This is a genomic window from Raoultibacter massiliensis (assembly GCF_900199545.1).
Taxonomy (GTDB): Bacteria; Actinomycetota; Coriobacteriia; order Coriobacteriales; family Eggerthellaceae; genus Raoultibacter; species Raoultibacter massiliensis.
Genome location: NZ_LT962671.1, coordinates 1,343,401 through 1,362,973 on the forward strand (window position 1 = coordinate 1,343,401; position 19,573 = coordinate 1,362,973).

Below are 19,573 nucleotides of genomic sequence, written 5' to 3' on the forward strand. Positions count from 1 at the left end.
GCCACCTCGCCTATTCGGAAATGCGATAGATCGCGATGTCGGGACCCGCGAGGCATTCGTTCGCAGGAGCGGCGAGGTAGCCGATTTTAGCCATCAGGTTGACGAGTCCGAACGGGGTCTGCTCTATTTCGGTCGCCTTCCACTCGCCGACGAGCTCGCACTCGCTTCGCACGGTGCTGTAGAAGCGTATCGCATCCATGTGATCGGGGTTGGACGGATCGTAGCGCTCGTACATGTAGCTGCTGATGACGATGTAGTCGATGCCTTCGTTTTCAGCGGTCTCCAGGGAAGCCGCATCGGCAAACGAATCGGCAGCCGATCCGGCAAGCCGCAGATTGAACGGGGTGTAGCCGTCGAACGCACTGTTCTGCGGCGTGATGCCGTTCTCTTCACAGTACGCGAGCGCCTCGACTCTCGTCTGGGGAACAACGGCGCTCTTTGCAAGCGCAACCGAGCTTGCAAGGGCGTTCAACGAGAACACGGCCGCAAGAAGGGCGATCGCAATCCCGCCGAACGCGAACAAGCCGCCGCGACTCCGCCTTGCGCCATCGGGCGCGGCAGGCGTCCTCCCGAGAAGCGTCGCCGAGGCAGCCACCGCCGCGTAAAGGCCCAAACCCATCAGGACAAGCGGCCCCGCATACATGGGAAGCCCCCATCGAAGCCAGTGCAGTCCGAACACGCTTAGGCAAACCCACAGCAAGAGGCAGAGAGAAAACGGTATCAGATAGCGCGCTTTGCGGCGTGCGAGCAAGGCGATGCCGGCCGCCAAAAAAACGATCGACTCGAGGCTCGTGTAGGGCGTATCGTTGTACGTTGCATCGGGGATGGAGAAAAGCCCTGTCGCATAGAACCAGAGGTTTCCGAAAAATCCCAGGCCGTCAGCCCCCAGATGAACCGTGCGCGCCTCGTTTCGCAAGGATGCGAGCACAGAAGGGAGGTCGGTCACCAGATTCGGCGATATTGCGAACAGACAGACGAACGCAACAGCGGCAACAAGCAGGATCCGAAGCGCGATCTCCTTCGCGCTGCGCGTGCGGAAGCCTTCGACGACGATGATTCCCGCAACGTAGAAGCAGCAGATCGCCGCCGGGTACTTCGTCGTCATGCCGATCGCCGTGGCGACGCCCATGGCAACGACCGTTCCGATGCCGCCGCGTTCGAGATGGCGAACGCCCAGGTATATCAGCACGAGAATGACAAGAGAGAGGGGCACGTCGGGCGAAGCGTACCCCGAGTGCGTGATGTAAGCGGGAAAGAACGCGACCGAGAATGCCGCGAACACGCCGGTGCCCCGCTTGATCCGCTCGAGTAGGCAATGCGCAACCGGAATCATCGCGATGCCGCAGACGGCAGTCACCAGGCGCGCGATCACGTAAAACGCCGGAATGGCACCGACGGCTGCGGCATCGGCACCGTAGCGCAGCAGCGAATACGCGTTGAACAGAAACGCGCATATCTTGATCTGAAAGTGATCGGGGTGGAAATAAACGTATGACAGATACGAACCGCGTTCGATCATCTCGACCGCCGGCTCGATGACGTTCATCTCGTCGGCATGGAGCTGATGCGGATAGCCCACGAAGCACATCGTCACCCGCAGCAAAGCGCCGATCGCAACGATTGCGAACAGGGCCGCTCTGCGCGTACGCGGATCGCAAAACGGGTTGTTCCACCGCGAGATCGCCTCGCCGAGATTGCGCAACGCACCCATGCTATTCCACAACGTCCTCGACGATATAGCGAGGCCGATGCTTCACCTCGAGGTATATCTTTCCCACGTACTGACCGACGATGCCGAGGGAAAGCAGCATGAGACCGCCGAGAAACCACACCGAAACGATGAGGCTCGACCATCCGGCAACCGTATTGCCAAGCGCGTACTGGACGATGAAGTACACGAACAGGACAAGGGAAAGCACAGAGACGCCCCCCCCCGCAATCGTTACGAATTTGAGCGGCTTCGTGCTGAACGACGAAATCCCCTCGAATGCGAACGACAGCATCTTGCCGAGCGGATACTTGCTCTCGCCTGCGTAGCGCTCCGCGCGCTTGTAGTACACGACGCTGCTCGGATACCCGACGAGCCTCACCAATCCGCGCAGAAACAGGTTGACCTCGTCGAACTCCGATAGGGCGCACAGCGCGCGACGGCTCATGAGACGATAGTCGGCATGGTTGTACAAGACGTCGGATCCGAGCTTCTCCATAACCTTGTAGTACCCCTGCGAAAACGTGCGTTTGAAAAACGAATCCGTTGCGCGAGACTCGCGCACCGCGTAAACGATATCGCTTCCCCCTTGAAAGGCGGCGAGCATATCGGGGATGATGCCGATGTCGTCCTGCAGATCGGCATCGAGCGAAACCACCGCATCGTATCGGCTTTTTGCATGCATCAAACCCGCCAAGAGCGCGTTTTGATGGCCTCGGTTTCGGCTGAGCTTGAGTCCTGCGTAAAGGGGATCGGATTCATGGAGATCGCACACGATCTGCCACGTTGCATCGATCGAGCCGTCGTCGACGAACAGAATGCGGCATTCTCGGATCACGCCGGAGTCGAGCAGGCCGCGCACCAGCGCCTTCAAGCGAGCCGCGGTTTCACCGAGCACCTCTTCCTCGTTGTAGCAAGGCACGACGATGCCGAGGCTCGGCTTTTGTCGAGCGAACGCACGCCCGTCGGCATCTGGCAGGTTGTTCTCAGGCTCCATTGATCCTCAAGGTCGCACGCGACGTTGTCGCAGGGGGCAGTAAGATTGGAATTATACCATAGCCCATCGTTTGCGAAGGTCCTACATAGACCAAAGGTAGCCCACCCCGCGCACCGTTTCGAGCCGTTGGGCCAACTCGGGGCCGAGCTTCGCTCGCACGCGTCTCACGTGCACGTCGACGGTGCGCGACCCACCGTAGTAGTCGAAGCCCCAGACGCGGCGAAGAAGCGCATCCCGCGAATACGTGCGGCCGGGATGGGTCACGAGAAATGCGAGCAACGCGTATTCGAGATAGGTGAGGTCGAGCGGTTCGCCGTTTACCTTCACCTGATAGGTCGCCAGATTGATGGTCATCGCATCGATCGCGATGTAGTCGGATGTCGAACTCTCGTTTCCGGGCCACAGGAGCTGCCGGATGCGAGCAGAGCACTCGTCGGCCGTGGCGCCGTGCACGACGAAATCGCTCTTCACCTGCACAGGCAGTCTGAATTCCGAAAGCTGGTCGTCGTTGACGATCACAAGCAGCGAGCCGCAGCCGTCTTCGAGCAGCGTCGATTCGACGCGCGACACGTTTTGCAGACCGTCCCCCCGCGCCTCGTAGACGACGAGATCGCACCCGGGGTGCTGCTCGAGCAGGCGTTTGAACTGCACCGAAGATCCCGCCGAAACGTCAACGTCGAGCGCCGAGAGCACCGCTTGGAACTTATGGGCGTTATCAAGGCTGTCCGCTATGAATATAACCTGTTTCCTCTGCATGCGCGCCTCCTAGAGAGCAGCCAGATAGCGATCGCGCTCCCACTGGGTCACGTTGCGCTGGTAGCTGTTCCACTCTTCGCGCTTCGCTTCGACCAGGTAGCCATGGATGTGCTCGCCGAGAACCTCGCGCATGAAACCGGAGGACGCGAACAGTTCGACTGCTTCGCCAAGGCTGTCGGGCAACGTCGCAAAGCCCTGCTTGCGCAGCTCTTGGCGCGACAATCTGAAAAGATCGCGATCCTCGGCAGGCGCCTGCAGTTCGAGCTCGTCTTCGATGCCCTTGAGGCCCGCCGCAAGCATCGTCGCAAATGCAAGGTAGGGATTCGCGGCGGGATCGGGGCTGCGCAGCTCGATGCGGCACGCGCTCTCCTTGCCGGGTTTGTAGCCGGGTATGCGCACCAGCGTCGATCGGTTGCGCTGCGCCCACGAGATGTATATGGGGGCCTCGCCGCCGTCGACCAGGCGCTTGTAGGAATTAACGTACTGGTTCGTGATCGCGCAGAATTCGGGGGCGTACTTCAAAAGGCCTGCGATGTAGTGCTTCGCCACCTTCGAAAGGTTGTAGCCCTGAGGGTCTTCCGGATCGAAGAACGCGTTGTTACCGTCCATATCGAACAGGCTCTGATGCACATGCATGCCGCTTCCCGCCTCGTCTGCCATGGGTTTGGGCATGAACGATGCGTGGACGCCATGCTTCATGGCGATTTCCTTCACTACGAGCTTGTAGGTCATCACCGCATCGGCCATGGACAGCGCATCGGAATAGCGCAGGTCGATCTCATGCTGAGAGGGGCCGTTCTCATGATGCGAGTATTCGACGGGTATCCCCATCTTCTCTAGCGTCAGCACTGTATCGCGGCGCAAATCGCTCGCCGAATCAAGGCAGGTGAGATCGAAGTAGCCGCCGCGGTCGAGCACTTCGGTTCCCTCGGCGTCCTTGAAGTAATAGTACTCGAGTTCGGGCCCCACGTTGAAGACGTATCCCATCTGGGCCGCCCGATCGACAATGCGTTTGAGCACGGTGCGGGGATCGCCCTCGAACGGCTCTCCCGAAGGCGTCTTGATCGTGCAGAACATGCGCGCGACCGCGTTCGAATCGGGACGCCATGGCAGCACCTGAAACGTCGATGCGTCGGGGTACGCGAGCATGTCGGACTCCTGCGTGCGACAGAAGCCCTCGACGCAGCTGCCGTCGAAGCCCATCCCCTCTGCGAACGCGTTTTCAAGCTCGCTCGGTATGACGGCGAACGATTTCATGGTGCCGAGCACGTCGGTGAACCAAAAACGCACGAAATGGACGTCGCGGCCCTTGATTGTCTTAAGCACAAAATCCTGATCGGGATTCGTCGTCATCGATGCCTTCTTTCGGTCGCGGTACGGCGCGCCGCCTCTTGTTCGGCGGAATACTCTGTGATGTTTTCATTATACTGCGCTTTATTTCAAGTTGATTACGCGCCTCGATTACGTCGTCCAAGGAACCACGAAGTCAAATCCGCAACGCTTTGGTTTGCTAGAAAAGAAACAGTTTCCATGGCACAAAAATGTAATGTACTACAGATTTGCCATCGTGTCGAAATGAGACCGGCGGGGGTTTGATGCTCTCGCACCGCCGATGCATACAGCCTGCCCGAGCTACGCCTGGCAGCAGCCGCCGATATGGAAAAGCCAGCCCGTAAGCTGACCTTTCCCGATGAATCTTCGTGCAGCCTGCTCGGAGGCTGCGGTTTGCGGTATGCCGGGCAGCCTGCTCGGAGGCTGCGGTTTGCGGTATGCAGGATCGCCTGCGCCGCACTTAGAACGTCGTGACGACTGCCCCGTCGTACGTGGAATCGATGTATTGCTTGACGGTATCGCTCTGGAGCGCCTTGACGAGCGCCTGGATCTTCTCGGAATCCTTGTCGGCGGGACGCACGGCGATAACGTTCACGTATTTCTCGGCCGCTTCGGAATCGNGCAGCCGCCGATATGGAAAGGCCAGCCCGTAAGCTGACCTTTCCCGATGAATCTTCGTGCAGCCTGCTCGGAGGCTGCGGTTTGCGGTATGCAGGGCAGCCTGCTCGGAGGCTGCGGTTTGCGGTATGCAGGATCGCCTGCGCCGCACTTAGAACGTCGTGACGACTGCCCCGTCGTACGTGGAATCGATGTATTGCTTGACGGTATCGCTCTGGAGCGCCTTGACGAGCGCCTGGATCTTCTCGGAATCCTTGTCGGCGGGACGCACGGCGATAACGTTCACGTATTTCTCGGCCGCTTCGGAATCGGCTTCCTCGCTCGCGATGGCGGTCGACGGATCGAGTCCCGCACCGATGGCGTAGTTGCCGTTTATCACAGCCAGATCAACATCGGTAAGCGTTCTCGGAAGCACGGCAGCCTCAGCCTCGACGATTTCGATGTTCTTGGGGTTCTCGACGATGTCGTTTTTCGTCGCCGTCAAACCAGCGCCATCCTTGAGCTTGATCAATCCCTGATCCTGCAGCAGAAGCAGGGCGCGGGCCTCGTTGGTCGCGTCGTTCGGAACGGCGATCTGCGCGCCGTCGGCAAGATCCTCGAAGCTTGCCGATTTACCGGGATAGACGCATAGCGGCTCGAAATGGATGCCGCCCGCCGAAACGAGGTCCAAGCCGCGCTCGGCATCGAAATCCTCAAGATAGGTGATGTGCTGGAAGTAGTTCGCATCGAGCTCGCCGTTGGAAAGCGCGAGATTCGGTTGGACGTAATCGGAGAACTCCTGGATCTCAAGCGTGTAGCCCTCTTCGGCAAGCTGGTCTTTAACCTGCTCGAGTATCTCCGCGTGCGGCGCAGGAGAAGCACCGACCTTGATGACCTTGTCATCGGACGAACCGCCCGCGGCGGCATCGCCGGCACCGTCCGATCCGCAACCCGCAAGCAAGCCGAGGGCGCCGCACGCAAGCGCTGCGGCAAGACTGATTTTTACTACGTTTCTCAATTTCATGGTATTGCCCTTCCCTTTTCTTTCAATACGCGAATGCACGTATGAGTTTAGAATTCTAGTGTATGCACGAGGAAAAACCTGTTCGAAGTGATGACGTTTACGGTAAGCGCGCTATCTCGACCGCTTGTCGACACGGCGGGCGACCACGTTCATGATGCTCTGCATGATCTGCACGAGCACGATGCAGATGAGAAGCGCCGCGACCATGACTTCGACTTCGTAGCGCATATATCCGTACCTGACCGCCACGTCGCCCAAGCCGCCCGCTCCAACCATGCCGGCGATAGCCGAGTAGCCGAGCAGCGTGATGAGCGTAATGGCCGCACCGCGAACGAGAGAAGGAACGCTTTCCTTAAGGTACACCTTCACGACAACCTGCCAGATGTTCGCGCCGAAACTCTGCGCCGCCTCGACGAGTCCCGCATCGACTTCCGCGAGGCTCTGCTCGACCATGCGCGCAACAAACGGAACCGCGGCAATGATGAGCGGGAATATGGCACCGGGAACGCCGAGCGTCGTACCCATGACAAGCCGCGTCGCGGGAATCAGCACAACGATGAGGATCACAAACGGAATGGAGCGTCCGATGTTGATTATCCAACCAAGCACCGCATTGAGCACCCGATTGGGCCTCAGGCCCCCAGGCGCCGATATGAACAAAAGCACGCCAAGCGGGATACCCACGAGATAGGCCACAACAGTCGGAATAAGCGTCATGAGAACCGTATTCCAGGTTTCCGCGGCGAGCAGCGCGCCGTACTCCGCAAAAAACACCTGCAGTTCGCCCATGCTACCTCACCCGCCCTTCGACAGATTCTCCCCCGCGCGTCGCCTGACAGACTTCATCGGGACAGCCCGCATTGACGAGGGGAGCGGACGCGGCATCGAGGGCATCGGCAAGGATGGCCGAGGCGGGTTCGCGACGCACCTGCCGGGGAGCGCGCGACGCCGTTGCCCCGCAATCGCCCGACAAGGAATCGGTGCCCAAAAGCTCACGGGTAACCTCGCTTTGCGGATTCGAGAACACCGCAGCGGTTTCTCCCGTCTCCACGATACGGCCCTTATCGATGACCGCGATCTTGTTGCAGATCTTTTCAGCCACCGCAAGCGAGTGCGTGATGACGATCATCGTAACGCCGAGCTCTCGGTTGATGTCGCGCAAAAGCCCGAGGATCGAAACGGTCGTACGCGTGTCGAGCGCACTCGTCGCCTCGTCGCAGAGCATGACGCGCGGATTGTTCGCAAGTGCGCGGGCGATGGCGACACGCTGCTGCTGGCCGCCCGAAAGCTGGCTTGGGTAGCTTTTCGCCTTTTCGGAAAGCCCCACAAGTTCAAGCAGCTCGAGTGCGCGCTGCTCCCGATGCTCCTTCTTATCGCGACGCAGCTCAAGCGGGAACGTTACGTTCTTCAGCACCGTCCGCTGCTGAAACAGACTGAAGTCCTGAAAGATCATGCCGATCGAGCTGCGCAGCTTGAGAAGCTGCTTGCCCGAATAACCCGTCACATCCTCGCCATCGATGACGATGCGGCCGGATGTCGGGCGCTCAAGAAGGTTTATGCAGCGAACGAGCGTCGATTTGCCCGCGCCAGACTCTCCGATGATGCCGAAAATATCGCCATCTTCGATCGTGAGGCTCACGTCGGTCAGCGCATGGTGCTCGGATACGCCGTCGTATGTTTTAGACAGATGCTCTATCTGGATCATTGTTCAGATTTCCTCGTACAGAATAACTAACATGATATGCGGCCGTACATGGTTGAGATATGGCCGCGCGAAAGCTAGGCCTGAGTGTCCGCGCGCACGCCGACGAACCCAGGCTTGGGCATGCACATCATCATGCTATGTACGAATTCGAAACTCATAACGGGTTAATATTAGTCGAAGCTCTCGGGATGTCAAGCGTTAAACCGCAATTCGGAGCGATCCGACCTGATCCGGGACCGATGCCGAAAACCATCAGGACGGCGAGCGGCGAACAATGGGCGGCAAGGAAAGGCCTTGGCCAGCCCGACGCGCCTGAATTCGAGAGGCTTGCCGCCCAGCCTCTCGAATCAGCTCAGGATCGCTTCGCCTCTTCCACGATCGCGAGCAACTGGTTTTGCGAATGGATGCCGAGCTTCTTGTAAATGCTGTAGATATGGCTTTTGGCCGTAGCCGTCGATATGTACAGCCTATCGGCTATGGCCATAGCCGTATCGCCTTCGGCCAAACACTCGAATACGTCGCGCTCGCGCGGGGATATCCCGAATCGGTCTTCGATGGCATTGAGCGATTCGGCATCCGATCGTTCGTCGAACGTCCCATCCGGGCGATACACGGTCAAATCGCTGGTGATCAGCGTCATGTACTGAGAATTCGAACACGCAAGGTAATACGAGTTGAGCTTGGAGAAAAAATCTTTGATGAACAGGCTGTCGAGCACCTCGGGGCGAGCGGCAAACCCTATCTCCAGATAATACGGATCTTTCATGGGGACGGTGGCCAAATCGTTGTCGCGCATTAGGTTGAGAGGATCGAGCAGCTTGTAAAACGCAGGCACCACCGTAATGGCCTCGTCGGCGGCCACCACTTTGAATCGGAAGGAGTTGTCGCTCGTCACCATCGAAATCGCGTCGCTTCCGAATTTTGATTCCACAACGCGGCGAATGTCGCCCTTCGGTACGATCAATCGCTTGGATAGGATATCGGCTCTCGACAACGACGGGCGCTTGGCGAGATCGGACCCTTTCGATACCAGCACCTCATCGTAGGAATGCAGGTACGGCTGGTATTTGAACCCCTGCTGTTGCAGTGCGTGGACGAAGCGCGCATTCCGATCCTCGTCGGTGCTGAACAGACACAGCAGCCCGATGACAGGGTCGCCCTCGTCCGAAGACAGGAGCTTTTCCACCACTTCGTCGTTATCACATTGATAGTACCGAGCACGTGCCGACACCTCGTCGAAACTGTCTACGAGCGGACCGAAAAACGCGGAATCGAAACACACGTTGTTCAGATAGGCCACCACCCCATCGTCTTCGCCGCGTTGCTCGTCTGCATTGAGCTCGGCAACGCATGCGAGCATATCCGCTTGCGCGCGCAGCATTTCGCTGGCATACGGAAGCAGTGCCTCGCCGTAGCGGTTCAGCACCATCTTGTTCGACGTACGCCGGAACAACTTGCAACCCAGCTCCGTTTCCAACACCCCAAGCGATCGGCTCATCCCCTGCGAAGATATGAAGTTGATATTGGCCGCCGCCGAAATGGACCCGTGACGAGCAACGTCGACAAAGTACTTCAGATAGTTCGTCTGCATGACAACCCCCTGAGAACCACTGTCCATACGCGAAGAAATTGCACCGAAAAGCCTTTCACCCAAGGCGGGCAAACAACTCGCGCGCAGATACCCCAACGCCCGATTGCGATTATAACCGCAATCGGGCATGAAGCAACACCGCAAACGGATATCCCGCTTGCGCAGGTTATCCACGGAAAACCGAAACGCCTACGGAAGGCCGAGCAAGCCGGCGGTCATCGGAGTGATGGTCACCGTGATGATGACCATCACGAGACTGGGAGCCCAGCCGACTTTCACCATATCGCCGAAACTGAAGTACTTGCGGTCGCTCGAATAGGACAGAAGAGGCACGCCGTCAAGCGGGAGCATAAGCGCGATGGCCGACCAGAAACCGACCATGGCGCACGTCGCGGCAATGGAGCCGCCCATGCTTGCCACGATGGTCGCAAACGGTACGGCGATGAGGCCGGCGCATGCGGGACCTGCGGGAATGACGTTGTGCAGAATGCAGCCAAGCACGGACAAGGCGGTGAGCGTAACGATGAGCGGCCACGCGGTCATCGGAGCCATCACGACGCTTACGAGCCACGCAGTGGCGCCCGTGCCCATCAACGCAGCCACCAAAACGTTGACGGCCATCATGAGAAGCATCATGCCCCAAGGCGAATCCTCCAAGAAGTGGTTGAACTTGATGGCTTCGACACCCGGGAAGAACATGAGGCCGAGCGCGAGCAGGCTGACTACCGTGATGTCGATAGCGGTAACCCACGAACTCGCGATCCATATGACCATGGTAGCCAGCATGACAACCAAACCGGCAATCTCGTGGCGAGGCAGCTTGCCCAGCGAAGAAGCGCGGGCGATGCCGGCATCCACCGCTTCCTGGCTCAAGGATTCGGGCTTGAATATCTTGATGAGCGCAAACCAGCCGGCCGGGATGGTGATGACAGCGAGCGGCACGCCGAAAGCCATCCATTGGACAAAGCTGATGTGCACGCCGAAATTCTGCTCGATCAGAGACATCGCCAGCACGTTGATGATGCAGCCGGAAGGAGTCATGGCGCCGCCCAAGGCGGCAGCCCACGGAATGCCGATTGCTATGCATTTGGCAAATGCGGATTTACCGCCCGTCGGGGTGTTGTTGGCATCGAGCACCGCATACGCGATCGGCAGCATGACCGCCGTCAGCGGCAAGTTATCCATAAGCGTTGATATGAGCGCCGTGCCAACCATGAACCCCAGCAGAACGCGCGAAGAATTCGTGCCGGCCCATTTGAGGATAAAGCCCGTCAAACGCACGGCGAACGAAGACCGCGCCACGAAACACGCGAATGCAAAGCAGCACAAATAGAAGATGATCGCGTTGTTGATCGAGGCCGTCCAAGCATCAGCCGCCGGCAAAATACCCAACAAGGGAACGAGACCGACCATAGCCCAACCCGTCACGGCAATGGGCATGACCTCGGTAACCCAGAACACGATCGCCACAACGAAAATGCCCAGCGACATCTTCCCGGCCCAGCTCAACCCATCCGGCGTCGGGGTCACGCCAAGCGCCACGAGCGCGATGATCCCCAACGCGATAATTCCAAGGCGGACAGCCGCCGACTTCTCCTTCATTTCTTCCCCTTTGATCGTTTGCCAATGAAAGTTTCAGACAACCGCTAGCGCAGCATGTCCACGAACACGTCGTCCAGCACAACATCTCGGGCAGCGCAATCGGCATCGAGTTCGATCGCGTCGTAGCCAGGAGCCTCGATACGCACGCGATACGACGTCTTTTCGCATTCGCAATAACGGAAATCGCCGAATTCGTCGGTCTCCACCCGCGCGACGGCCCTGCCATCCGCATCGAAAATGGTTACCGGTGCGCCGACGATCACCTCGTTCTCGCCGCGATTCGCCACCGTGCCGGCGATCCAACGTTTCGGACGGTTGAGGTAGTACACATGCGAGCCCAAATCTTTCAGGCGCTCATCCGCTTCGCCTTCGGCAATCTCGTCGGCGAAATCCTCCATATCGCCCCAACGCAGCGCATCGGTCGCGCAAGCATCGACGCAGCGCGGCTGCGACCAGCCACTATCAAGCAAATGGGCGCAGCCTGTGCACTTTTGGGCAACCTGGGCTTCGCTGTTGAAGTACACCATGCCTAACGGGCACGCCCGGGCGAGTTCACGACGTCCGCGCGCCTTCTCGGGGTCGATGACCACCAAACCGTCTTCGCGGCGATAGACCGCATCGGGTGCCAACTCGATCAGGGGGCATGCATCGCAGTGCCCGCAGAACACGGGCGTATACGCAACGCGCACAACCGGCACTCGGCCGCGTTCCTCCTCATCCACACGGCACCAAAACTGCCCGGTCTGCGGCTGCGCGATGGCAATGGGAGCCCAATCGTTGTCGCAGTGCTCGTCCTTGCAAGCAAGCTGACAGTTGTAGCAGCCGTTGCACCTGTTCAGATCTACTATCAGTGCTTTCATGCCCTTTATGCCTCCTCGATGTAATCACGTACGTCCTGGCCGTAGGAAGCGTCGTAGTACCGATTCCTGTTGAACTCTTCGGGATACTTCGCGGCGAGTTCGAACACATCGACCTTCTCCACGCCCACCAAATAGCCGCTCGTCACTTCGCCGTCGGCGTTTTTCGATGTCGTTGCCGTCGGGCAAATGAGGTTGATGGCACCGCCGCGGTCGAGCCCGCCCATGCCCGACACGATAACGTCGGAGTTCGCGCCATGATCCATGTACACGACCTCGGGACGGATTCGCTCGGTCACGCGAACGCCGCCGAGCACGCTGCCGCGTTCGTTGTAGACCTTCACTACATCGCCGTCGACCACGCCCACGCTCGCCGCATCCGTCGGGTGCATCCACAGCGGCTCGTAGGCGTATCCGTCGGGACCGATGACCTTGCACGTTTGGATTTCGCGCAACCACTCGACATCGTCGAATTCGGCGTGAACGCGCCAACGCGGGTGGTTCGATACGATGAGGAACGGATACTTCTTCGCGCGATCGGAACTGCGGCGATCATCATGGCCATCGCCGGATTCGCGCCAATGCGCAACCGGGCCGCGGAGCTCGTCATCGGGAAACATCGTTGCCAGTGGCTGCGAGTAGAATTCGATCAAGCCCGTCGGCGTCTCGAGAGGATTAGCCGCCGGATCCTCCGCAAACGGCGTCAGGCCAACCGGCTGGTCTTCCCATCCCTCTTCGGTGGGAATCAATTGGTAACCCCGCTTTTTAAACGCCTCGAAATCCCGGTCCTCTTCGGGAATGCCGCACGCCTCGTAACCTTCCCTCACCTGCTGTTCGATGGTTTTGCCCTTCGTCATGCGCTGCACGATGCCTTCGTACACGCCGCCGAATTTCTCGAGCGCCCGGCCGATCTCCTGCACGGCGATCCAATCCGACTTCGCCTCCCCCACCGCATCGATGGCGGCCTCTTCGAACGTGACGGCGCTCCATTGGCCGGAATCGTTGTCCGTACCGAAATCGCTGACCTCGAACTTCGTGCAGATGGGCAGCACGATATCGGCAAAACGGGCGTCGTCCTCAAACCACGGTGCCTGCACCAGGTAGAACTCAAGGTTTTCGCTTTTCAGAGCATCCTGGAATTCATAGCCGCCGTTGAGGCTGGTCGTGAACGCCGGATTGTCCGACCACAGCATCTTCACACCCGCATCGCCGTCAAGCGGAAACCGGAAGTGCTTGAACTGATCCGCACGCGGATCGGCGGCCGTCCCATGGCCGTACCACTCCAATTCCTCGCCGCGCAGAGCCTTGTGAATATGCACTTTCGGAACGAAGCTGTCACCGCCCTGACCGATGAGGGGGCCGTTGTAGCAGGCGGCCGTATTGGGAATAACCTTCGAAAGCGGCAGCGGACTGCACGAAGACATGCCGAACAACACCCATTCTATGTACTTGATGGAAATGCGGCCCGGCTTGCCTACGCCCTGCATGGCCAGCAGATACACCTCCAAACGGGCGGGTTCGTGGGCGAATGCCGACCGGATGAACGATCCTCCGTTGCAGTGCGCGATCGATACCGCATGGCTTGCCCAGTAACGAGCAAGCGCCTTGATGCGGTACGCGGGAATACCGCAGATGGGCTCGGCCCATTCGGGCGTTTTCGGCACGCCGTCCTCGTTGCCGAGCACGTAGTACTCGAACCAATCGAAGCCGTCGGAATGCGTTTCGATGTACTCCCGATCGTACGTGTCCTCGGTCATCCACACATACGCGATCGCCAACTGCAGCGCGGCATCGGTATTCGGAAATACGGGGAACCATTTATCGGCATGAACGACAGCCGTGTAATTGCAGTCGGGAGCGATGGCGAAGTTCTTGATGCCGCAATCCTCGAACCAGAACGCCATCCGGGAAGCCATCTGGCCGCCCCAGCCCCACGTGGTGGTCTCAAGATCGCAACCCCAGTACAGAAGCGCATCGCAATTCTGAGCGATATCCTGAGCCGTATTCGTGGAATGGGTGTTCTGTCCGACGGGATCCATGCCCCACGCATGCTTCGCGCCCCAATACCAACCCTCCCAGCTATCGGGATTGCGGTTCTGGATGGTGAACCCGCCGCATTCGCCCAAAAGACGCGTCATGCAGCCATGCGGGGTGTTGATCGCCTTGCTCTCGCCATGGCCGTCCGCTTGGCAGAGAATGGAATTCGGACCGTATTCGTCGTGCACGCGCTTGATCTCGCTCGCGATGATCTCGCACGCCTCGTTCCAGCTGATTCGCTCGTATTTGCTCGTACCGCGCATTTCGGGATGCCGATCGCCGTTCGGATCCCAGTCAATGCGCTTCATCGGATACGGAATGCGATTCTTGGAATACGTGCGACGTTTGTAGACTAGCGGAAACGGCGGCGTATACGATTTCATTCCCGGCTCGAACGTCTTACCGTCGCGCCCGGTGATGGTCCAGTAGTTCAACTCCTCTTTCGTGTAGTCGTTTTCGAAGTGAACGGGACGAATGCGCGCCAGTTTGCCATCCAGAACATCGGCGGCGACAATGTTCGCACCTCCCCCGAACGACTCCAACCCGAGGTTGTGCACGACGGTTTTCTCGGTGATTTTCAACGTCTGCTCCCTTTCTCTCTTTTCTCGCTTGATAGCGGCATGCGGCTACTGCTCGAGGCGCGCACGCTCTTCGGCGCGCACCTCGGAAATCTTTTTGTCGGACTTCACGAATACGATGACCGCCACGGCAGCGAGCACGGCAAGCGGCGCCAAAACGAACTGCGCATTCGCCTGCCAGCCAACGCTCGCGACGATAGGCGAGACGATGTAGCCTCCCACAACCTGCGCGACACCCGTGGCAAACGCCATCGTGGCCAGCACGAGGTCGGTTTTCTTCGGCTCGGGAACGAGCACCGGAGCGATGGCGCGGGTGCCGGTAGGCACAAGCGCACCGCACAGGCCCATGAGAATGCTCGCGGTCCAGGGACCCGTCATATCGGTGCCGGGGGTGAAGTAGAAGAACGCCATGCACAAAGCCACTAGAAGATAGCCGCCCGCAATCATCCACTTGCGGAAGTTGAGCTTGTCGGCAACCACGCCGAATGCGATGCCGAGCGGTATGGAAATGAGAGCCGTCCAATTGGGAAGCATGGCCGAATCGAATACGTTTAAGCCCTTGACGTTTTGAAGGAACGTCGGATACAGGGTGTTGATGTTCGCAACGTAATCGAACACCCACACGAAAAAGAACGCGCACACAACGAAACCGGCCAGCATGTAGTTGCGACCCGGCTTCTTTCGACGCGAGGGGTCACCGTCGACCAACTCGTTTTCGGGAATGGCGGGCATCTTGCAGCTGACCAGCAGCCACACGATGGATACGATTTCCATGGCAATGGAAACGTACCAGATGGGCCTCCACGAGAACGCAAGCGCGGCGCCGCCGGCGGCATCGAATATCATCGGAGCGGTGAAGAACGCTATGACCACGCCGACAGGCGTCCACTGAGACCAAATGCCCATGCACAAACCCTGGTCTTTCAGGGGGAACAGGCGGGGCATGATGTTGGGGCCGATGACGCAAATCAAACCGTACGCCACGCCCTCAAGCGTGCGCCCCGCCAAAAACAGCGCCGTGTCGGGAGCAAACACGCAAATGAGAGAGCCGACCAGCTGCAACGCCGACGTGACGACAATGGAGAATTTTATGCCCAGGCGCTGCATGACGAACATTCCCGGAAAGGCCAGCAGCATGCCGGCAATGGAAAACACCCCCATGATCTGGCTGAGCATTTCAACGGACATTCCTAAATCGGCACCGATGAACTGGATAGCAGGCGCGGCTTTGAACTGGTTGAACGTCGCGGTAAAACCGAGGAAGAACAGCGCGGCGAAGCACAGCCAGCGCTCCGTCGAATTGAGCTGGCGGCTTTGCACGCCGTAACGAGAAACGGATGTTGCCATAGATCCCCCTATCCTGATGAATGTCCGACCGAACCCCTCGGTCACGCCTCATCGCGCGACGGCGCAACTCGGCCGCTTTCAAACACCATTCTGACAGGCGGCTAATCCCGAGGACATAAACAAGCAGGCATGCAGACTCGCAACGATTTGTTGACCCCTCATACTTGCATGCGCCTCGACACCCGACCCCGGCCCCCGTCGCAATCGGAAACGCGTTTTCGGATCGGAAGCGAAGACGCGATAATCGCAACATGGGCCGATTCGACCGGCATGTTCCCTATCCTTCGCATTGCCGTGCATCTGTGTATAATGGTTCGAATGAACAGCACAAGGAAAAAAATAGCAGTCGTAACCATGGGAGTGAAACTCGGTGACGAGACGCGGGGCTACACCCGTTTCCGCTTTCTCTCCGAGCTCCTCGTTCGAGAAGGATTCTCCGTCGATCTCATAACCTCGAGCTTCCAGCATTGGGACAAAGCCCCCCGTGACACGTCTCGGGAATGCTATCGGAACCTTCCCTACTCGATCGTGTTCATAGACGAACCGGGATATAAGAAAAACCTCGACCTCGCACGTATCAGAAGCCATGCCGTCGCCGCAAAGAACCTTCGCACCCACTTCGCTCAGCACGGCGAAGACTACGCGCTCGTCTACGCCGAAATCCCGCCGAACGACGTCGCCCGCGTGTGCGCAGAATACGCAAGCGAGCACGACATTCCCTTCGTTGCGGACATCAACGATCTGTGGCCCGAGGCCATGCGCATGGTCGTCGACGTGCCCATCGTCAGCGACATCGCCTTCCATCCCTTCGCACGTGACGCGAAGCGCGTGTACACCCTGCTTTCGGGAGCTGTCGGCACCTCGGACGAATACGCGATGCGCCCCGCCCAAGACCGAAAAGAGCCCTATCCGAAGGCCACCGTGTACGTAGGCAACGTGCTGTCCGAATTCGACGGGGGCATCGCCGCGTACCGAAGCGGGATAAGCAAGCCCGATGGAGAGGTATGGGTAACCTACGCGGGCACTCTGGGAGCAAGCTACGACCTCGCAACGCTTATCGAAGCGGCGGCGGCATGCGCGGCGAAAGCCGCACCCGTCCGCGTGAAGATCCTCGGAGACGGACCGGATCGGGAAAAGCTCGAAGAAATCGCCGCACGGCTTGCAGCACCCGTCGATTTCCTCGGCTACATGGATTATCCCCATATGGCAGCCTACCTTGCAGCCTCCGACATCACAGTCAACTCGCTGGTGAAATCGGCCGTCCAGAGCATCGTCACCAAAATCGGCGACTACCTTGCAAGCGGACACCCCCTGATCAACACCGGCACGAGCCCCGAATTCAGAAACCTCGTCAGCGAGGGAGGCTTCGGCGTGAACGTCGAGGCCGAAAACGCAGCCGCCCTTGCCGAGGCGATCGAAAAGCTGGCGGGTAACCCGAGTTTGCGAAAAATCATGGGCGCGCGGGCGCGCGCCGTCGCCGAAAGCGAATTCGACCAGCCCCGCTCCTACATGCGCATCGTCGACCTCATCCGCAAGCTGATTTGATTTCTTTGCAGGATGCAAACCGATACGGCCCCTTTGCCCTATAATGAGTGTCCATGGACGACAAGCGACACATAGCCTTCTCACCACCCGATATCAGCCAGGCTGAAATCGACGCAGTCGCCGAGGCGATGCGTTCGGGCTGGATCACCACCGGACCGAAAACGAAGGAACTCGAACATCGGCTTGCCGATCTCACGAAGGCCGCCGGAGTCGCGTGCCTCTCATCGGCGACCGCAGCGCTCGAATGCGCTTTACGGGCGCTCGGCATAGGCCCGGGAGACGAAGTCATCGTGCCGGCCTACACCTACACCGCCTCTTGCTCGCCCATCTGCCACGTAGGCGCAACGCCCGTTCTCATCGACACGGCACCAGGCTCGTTCGAGATGAACTATGCCGAACTCGGCGACCTCGTCACCGAGCGGACCCGTGCGGTCATTCCCGTCGACATTGCAGGCAGAATGTGCGATTACGACAGACTCGAGGGCGTGCTCCTCTCGAAAAAAGCTCTCTGGCGCCCGCAAAACGACCTGCAGCGGCTTTTTGACCGGGTCGTCATCGTGGCCGACGGAGCCCATTCGCTGGGAGCCGATTACCACGGACGTCCGAGCGGATCGGTCGCCGATTTCACCGCGTTCTCGTTCCATGCGGTCAAAAACCTCACAACCGCCGAAGGCGGAGCTCTCGCCTGGCGCAACGGAGGCTTTGACAACGAGGAGTTCTATCGGGGCATCATGCTGCAATCGCTCCATGGGCAGACGAAGGACGCCCTCGCCAAAACGCAAGCCTCCTCCTGGGAATACGATATAGCCTTCCCGGGTTGGAAGTGCAACATGACCGACATCCAAGCCGCGATCGGCCTCGCGCAGCTCGATCGGTATCCCAATCTGCTCGCCCGTCGGCGCGAGATCATCGCCCGTTACGAAGCGGGGCTTGCCGACGCCGACGTAACCCTCGTCAAGCATTTCGGTGATTGGGCGAATTCGAGCGGGCACCTCATGCTCGTGCGGATGCCCGGCAAAGACGAGGCGTTCCGCAACAGGGTCATCGAACTCATGGCCGAAGACGGCGTCGCAACGAACGTTCACTACAAACCCCTGCCGATGTTCACCGCCTACCGCAACCTCGGGTTCGATATCGCCGACTACCCCAATGCCTACAACCAGTACCGATGCGAGATCACGCTGCCCCTTCACACGCTCTTAAGCGATGACGACGTCGATTACACGATCGGTTCGTTCAAGCGTGCCTTCGCGCGTGCGAGCGATCAGACGAAGCGGGAGTCCGATTGATGTACGCCCGCTTCGGGAAGAGGCTGCTCGACATTCTGCTTGGAATCGTCGCTTTGCCCTTCGTCGCCATCATACTGCTTATCATGGCCCCCTTCATCCATTTCGAGGACAAGGGACCGGTGTTTTACAACGCGCCGCGCATCGGCAAGGGCGGCCGCGAGTTCAAGATGTACAAGCTCCGCTCCATGAAGGTGGATGCACCCGATCTCACGATGCCCGACGGCTCGACCTACAACGGGGCGGATGATCCGCGCATGACGCGTATGGGTACGTTCATGCGTAAAACGAGCATTGACGAGCTGCCCCAGATCCTCAACGTTATCAAAGGCGATATGAGCCTGATCGGCCCGCGCCCCGACCTCGAACGAGAAACCGAACTCTACGAGGGATACGAACACGAAAAGCTCCTTGTGCGACCTGGCATCACCGGATACGCCGCTGTCAGCGGCCGCAACTCCCTTCCTTGGCACGATCGGCTTGCCCTCGACGTTTACTACGTGCGCAACATCTCGTTCGCCCTCGACGTGAAGATATTCTTCAAGACCTTCGCGGTCGTCTTCGCCCGCGAAGGCGTCTTCGTCGAGGAAAACGAGGACCGGCAACGGTAA

The 19,573-nt window shown here is 59.1% G+C and carries 16 protein-coding genes; 3 read left to right on the forward strand and 13 right to left on the reverse strand.

Annotated elements, in window-relative coordinates:
* Nucleotides 1–10 precede the first annotated feature (10 nt).
* From C1719_RS10000 to C1719_RS10060, 13 genes are all read right to left on the reverse strand, one after another.
* A complete protein-coding gene (locus C1719_RS10000; protein WP_102374968.1) occupies nt 11–1,711 on the reverse strand; it encodes an ArnT family glycosyltransferase in 1,701 nt (566 codons plus the stop codon).
* A gap of 1 nt (nt 1,712) precedes the next feature.
* Nucleotides 1,713–2,705, reverse strand: a complete 993-nt coding sequence (locus C1719_RS10005) for a glycosyltransferase family 2 protein (RefSeq protein ID WP_102374969.1) — start codon at nt 2,703–2,705, stop codon at nt 1,713–1,715.
* A gap of 81 nt (nt 2,706–2,786) precedes the next feature.
* Nucleotides 2,787–3,461 (reverse strand): winged helix family transcriptional regulator, encoded by a 675-nt coding sequence (locus C1719_RS10010; protein WP_102374970.1) that lies wholly within the window; start codon nt 3,459–3,461, stop codon nt 2,787–2,789.
* Nucleotides 3,462–3,470: 9 nt separating this feature from the next.
* Nucleotides 3,471–4,814, reverse strand: coding sequence for a glutamine synthetase family protein (locus C1719_RS10015; RefSeq protein ID WP_102374971.1), 1,344 nt, complete (start codon nt 4,812–4,814; stop codon nt 3,471–3,473).
* A 439-nt stretch (nt 4,815–5,253) separates the two neighbouring features.
* The gene (locus C1719_RS16220; protein WP_102374972.1) at nt 5,254–5,562 is read right to left on the reverse strand and encodes a MetQ/NlpA family ABC transporter substrate-binding protein; all 309 of its coding nucleotides are present in this window, start codon (nt 5,560–5,562) and stop codon (nt 5,254–5,256) included.
* The gene (locus tag C1719_RS10025) at nt 5,563–6,414 is read right to left on the reverse strand and encodes a MetQ/NlpA family ABC transporter substrate-binding protein (protein WP_102374973.1); all 852 of its coding nucleotides are present in this window, start codon (nt 6,412–6,414) and stop codon (nt 5,563–5,565) included.
* Between the two features lie 111 nt (nt 6,415–6,525).
* Entirely contained in the window at nt 6,526–7,203 is a 678-nt protein-coding gene (locus C1719_RS10030; protein WP_102374974.1) for a methionine ABC transporter permease, read from the reverse strand.
* A 1-nt stretch (nt 7,204) separates the two neighbouring features.
* Nucleotides 7,205–8,119, reverse strand: a complete 915-nt coding sequence (locus tag C1719_RS10035; protein ID WP_102374975.1) for a methionine ABC transporter ATP-binding protein — start codon at nt 8,117–8,119, stop codon at nt 7,205–7,207.
* 352 nt (nt 8,120–8,471) lie between these two features.
* Complete coding sequence (locus tag C1719_RS10040) at nt 8,472–9,710, reverse strand: LysR family transcriptional regulator (protein WP_180963557.1); 1,239 nt, start codon at nt 9,708–9,710, stop codon at nt 8,472–8,474.
* A 189-nt stretch (nt 9,711–9,899) separates the two neighbouring features.
* Entirely contained in the window at nt 9,900–11,312 is a 1,413-nt protein-coding gene (locus C1719_RS10045) for an SLC13 family permease (protein ID WP_102374977.1), read from the reverse strand.
* A 44-nt stretch (nt 11,313–11,356) separates the two neighbouring features.
* Nucleotides 11,357–12,172, reverse strand: a complete 816-nt coding sequence (locus tag C1719_RS10050; RefSeq protein ID WP_102374978.1) for a 4Fe-4S dicluster domain-containing protein — start codon at nt 12,170–12,172, stop codon at nt 11,357–11,359.
* A 5-nt stretch (nt 12,173–12,177) separates the two neighbouring features.
* The gene (locus tag C1719_RS10055; RefSeq protein WP_102374979.1) at nt 12,178–14,787 is read right to left on the reverse strand and encodes a molybdopterin-dependent oxidoreductase; all 2,610 of its coding nucleotides are present in this window, start codon (nt 14,785–14,787) and stop codon (nt 12,178–12,180) included.
* A 45-nt stretch (nt 14,788–14,832) separates the two neighbouring features.
* Nucleotides 14,833–16,131, reverse strand: a complete 1,299-nt coding sequence (locus tag C1719_RS10060; protein WP_102374980.1) for an MFS transporter — start codon at nt 16,129–16,131, stop codon at nt 14,833–14,835.
* A 354-nt stretch (nt 16,132–16,485) separates the two neighbouring features.
* Here C1719_RS10060 and C1719_RS10065 point away from each other — a divergent pair, with 354 nt between their 5' ends.
* Genes C1719_RS10065 through C1719_RS10075 form a run of 3 tightly spaced genes read left to right on the forward strand, consistent with a single transcriptional unit; the run spans nt 16,486 to nt 19,573 of the window.
* The gene (locus C1719_RS10065; protein ID WP_102374981.1) at nt 16,486–17,676 is read left to right on the forward strand and encodes a glycosyltransferase; all 1,191 of its coding nucleotides are present in this window, start codon (nt 16,486–16,488) and stop codon (nt 17,674–17,676) included.
* Between the two features lie 53 nt (nt 17,677–17,729).
* Nucleotides 17,730–18,965: a DegT/DnrJ/EryC1/StrS family aminotransferase gene (locus tag C1719_RS10070; protein WP_102374982.1), complete on the forward strand. Its 1,236-nt coding sequence runs from the start codon at nt 17,730–17,732 to the stop codon at nt 18,963–18,965.
* Entirely contained in the window at nt 18,965–19,573 is a 609-nt protein-coding gene (locus tag C1719_RS10075) for a sugar transferase (protein WP_102374983.1), read from the forward strand. The genes C1719_RS10070 and C1719_RS10075 overlap by 1 nt, the downstream gene beginning before the upstream one ends.

Excerpts from the sequence above, each read along its gene's own strand:
- C1719_RS10065 (WP_102374981.1), top strand. The coding sequence starts at position 16,486 with ATGGGAGTGAAACTCGGTGACGAGACGCGGGGCTACACCCGTTTCCGC.
- C1719_RS10030 (WP_102374974.1), bottom strand. The coding sequence starts at position 7,203 with ATGGGCGAACTGCAGGTGTTTTTTGCGGAGTACGGCGCGCTGCTCGCC.
- C1719_RS10050 (WP_102374978.1), bottom strand. The coding sequence starts at position 12,172 with ATGAAAGCACTGATAGTAGATCTGAACAGGTGCAACGGCTGCTACAAC.
- C1719_RS10060 (WP_102374980.1), bottom strand. The coding sequence starts at position 16,131 with ATGGCAACATCCGTTTCTCGTTACGGCGTGCAAAGCCGCCAGCTCAAT.
- C1719_RS10000 (WP_102374968.1), bottom strand. The coding sequence starts at position 1,711 with ATGGGTGCGTTGCGCAATCTCGGCGAGGCGATCTCGCGGTGGAACAAC.
- C1719_RS10075 (WP_102374983.1), top strand. The coding sequence starts at position 18,965 with ATGTACGCCCGCTTCGGGAAGAGGCTGCTCGACATTCTGCTTGGAATC.
- C1719_RS10035 (WP_102374975.1), bottom strand. The coding sequence starts at position 8,119 with ATGATCCAGATAGAGCATCTGTCTAAAACATACGACGGCGTATCCGAG.
- C1719_RS10015 (WP_102374971.1), bottom strand. The coding sequence starts at position 4,814 with ATGACGACGAATCCCGATCAGGATTTTGTGCTTAAGACAATCAAGGGC.
- C1719_RS10040 (WP_180963557.1), bottom strand. The coding sequence starts at position 9,710 with ATGCAGACGAACTATCTGAAGTACTTTGTCGACGTTGCTCGTCACGGG.
- C1719_RS10045 (WP_102374977.1), bottom strand. The coding sequence starts at position 11,312 with ATGAAGGAGAAGTCGGCGGCTGTCCGCCTTGGAATTATCGCGTTGGGG.
- C1719_RS10070 (WP_102374982.1), top strand. The coding sequence starts at position 17,730 with ATGGACGACAAGCGACACATAGCCTTCTCACCACCCGATATCAGCCAG.
- C1719_RS10005 (WP_102374969.1), bottom strand. The coding sequence starts at position 2,705 with ATGGAGCCTGAGAACAACCTGCCAGATGCCGACGGGCGTGCGTTCGCT.
- C1719_RS10025 (WP_102374973.1), bottom strand. The coding sequence starts at position 6,414 with ATGAAATTGAGAAACGTAGTAAAAATCAGTCTTGCCGCAGCGCTTGCG.
- C1719_RS10010 (WP_102374970.1), bottom strand. The coding sequence starts at position 3,461 with ATGCAGAGGAAACAGGTTATATTCATAGCGGACAGCCTTGATAACGCC.